Origin of the sequence: Schleiferilactobacillus shenzhenensis LY-73, assembly GCF_000469325.1 — a bacterium.
Lineage (GTDB): Bacteria > Bacillota > Bacilli > Lactobacillales > Lactobacillaceae > Schleiferilactobacillus > Schleiferilactobacillus shenzhenensis.
Map to the genome: position 1 here is coordinate 33,727 of NZ_KI271608.1, position 2,196 is coordinate 35,922.

The window sequence follows — 2,196 nt, forward strand, 5'->3', positions numbered from 1 at the left end:
GCGCCGATATGACCTGGGCCAACACCCATAAGAGCGCTTTGGTGACCATGTTGAGCAAGACACTGGATCTGTCCCAGACCATCGTGGAAAAGATGGTCAACCGGCGGACGTATTCCATGAAAGCATTGACCAATACCAGCAGTATCGTCCAAGAACAGCAAGCCATTGCCGATCTGCTGTACACGCAAGGAGTGATTAAAACGAAAGTGAATGTGCAATCGGCCTTCCTGACTTGAGGGAGGCAGGCAAGGCCGCCGGTCCTTGGTCAGTCGCGCACACTGGCCAAGGATTGGGTGCCGCCGCTGGGATGAGTGCCCCGCGGCGGTGACAGCAACGCGCCATGATCCGTCAAAAAAGCACGCGGCCGCCTCGGGGGAGGCAGACCGCGTGCTTTCTTGTATCGTTAGGTTAGGCTTCGGACACCGTGGCTTCCCGACTAATGTCGTTGCGGTGGAAGGCTTGGATCAAGTTGCGGGGATTGGTGGTACGGGCGAAGTAGATCGGTTTCTCGATCTTCTTGGCCTGGTCCTTGGCTTCCCACATCTGCCAGTGGTGGACGCTGGGCAGGTAGACGACCACGAAGTCGGCGCGGGTGACCTTGCGCCGCAGGGTGGCAGTCCCGTCTTTCATCGAAGAAAGGACCATTTTGCCGCCGCGGCTCTCAATCGTTTTGCGGAAGGTCTTGCTAGGGCCGGCGTTGTCCATGGCCACGAAAAGGAACGTGGCCCCTTCAAAAATGGGTTGGGCTTTGCGCCCAGAAGACTTGTGGACTGATTTCTTGGACGCTGGCTTGGCCGGCTTTTCAATGGTGGGTGTCGCGCCAGTGTGTTCCTCAGCGGCGGGTGTCTTCGTTTCTTCAGCTGCTGCCGGTTGCGCTGTTGTCGGCTTCGGTTCAGTCTCTGCCGCTGGTGCTGCCGGTTTGGCAGTGGCCGCTGCGGCGGGTTGGGCAGCAGCAGGTTTCTCCTCATGCTCGGCGGGCTTTTCTTCCCGCTCCGTGGGCTTGGCGAATTGACGCTCCTTGCGGATGACCTGGACGGCTGCTGGGGAGTACTTCCAGATGACGCGGCCCTCAGCAATCTTGCCGTCGTGGTAAGAAAAGTCGATGTAATCGCCGGTCTTCAAGTGGAACTTCGTCGCATCGTATTCGCTGATCAACACAGATTGGGTCAATTCGGCACCCGGGGCCTTGAATTCAATGAAGAAGCGGCGCACATCGGAACGGTAGATGACAGGAACGAATTCTTGCAGACGGACGTCGGTGGGCGTCGTCGCTCGTTTGACGATATAAAAAATGTAACGGGGGACTTCATTGGTCCGGCCAGTGCTGCTGGGCTGGAGGACGGCTCGGACCCAGTCGCCATTGTTTGGCCGACTGTGGAGGGCGCGCAGCACGACTTCCGGCATGTAGATCTCGCCGACATAGCCGCCGGCTAAGGCCCGCCGGAAGCGGCCCGTGTATTCATTATGCTGCGGGTTCCAATGTTCCCGAAGCGCCGGGACAACAGGGGTTGGCGCTTGTTCCGGCTTGAGGGTCGGCTGACTGGTTGGGGTGGTCGCCACCGGCTTGGTGATCGTGGTCGGCGCCGCAGCTGTCGGCGCCGTCGTTTCTTTTTTCTCTGGTGCTGCAGGGGCGGCGGATTCTTTTTTCTCTACGGCAGGGGCTGCCGTTTCACTGGTCTTAGCCGGCAGGAAGGTAATGGGACTTAATATCTTGAGGGACTTAAGGAGCTGTTTAATATCCTTCGTTACTTCTAAGACATTTTCAGGGGTGATGCTTTCACTCTTACGGGCAATTTGATCACGAATCAATTGAAATAGGCGTTGTTGGTCATCCATAAACAGGACCTCCACTAAATTTTTAAAAAATGGGTCAGATGCGCTTTGCAATACGAACATTATATAACGCGGAGGCGGTCAGCACACCCGAACGTACTAGTCATTTAGACTGATTTTGTACTAATATTTAGACTAATTTCGGTGGTGTAACGAGCATTTGGAGAAAGGTGAATGGTGGCAGAGACAGTTATAATTCGCCTGGTCTAAGCGAACGATGATTTTGATTCACGCAAGGCAATGATGTATGTCCAGGAGTGATGGTGGTGCATTCACTATGGCGATGGGCCGGCCGCTGTGCTACATTCTCGAGTTTGACAGTTAAAAACGATAAAAGCCCCCTAAACCCTTATATATCAAGGG

At 55.3% G+C, this 2,196-nt stretch carries 1 protein-coding gene and 1 pseudogene; one reads left to right on the top strand and one right to left on the bottom strand.

All coding sequences use genetic code 11. The features are described from left to right. Positions 1-236 (top strand): annotated as a pseudogene (locus tag L248_RS16385) (sulfonate ABC transporter substrate-binding protein); the annotation flags it as partial. Positions 237-408: 172 nt separating this feature from the next. Here L248_RS16385 and L248_RS13345 read toward each other — a convergent pair. Next, positions 409-1,836 (bottom strand): DUF2325 domain-containing protein, encoded by a 1,428-nt coding sequence (locus L248_RS13345; protein ID WP_040536887.1) that lies wholly within the window; start codon positions 1,834-1,836, stop codon positions 409-411. Between the last annotated feature and the right edge of the window lie 360 nt (positions 1,837-2,196).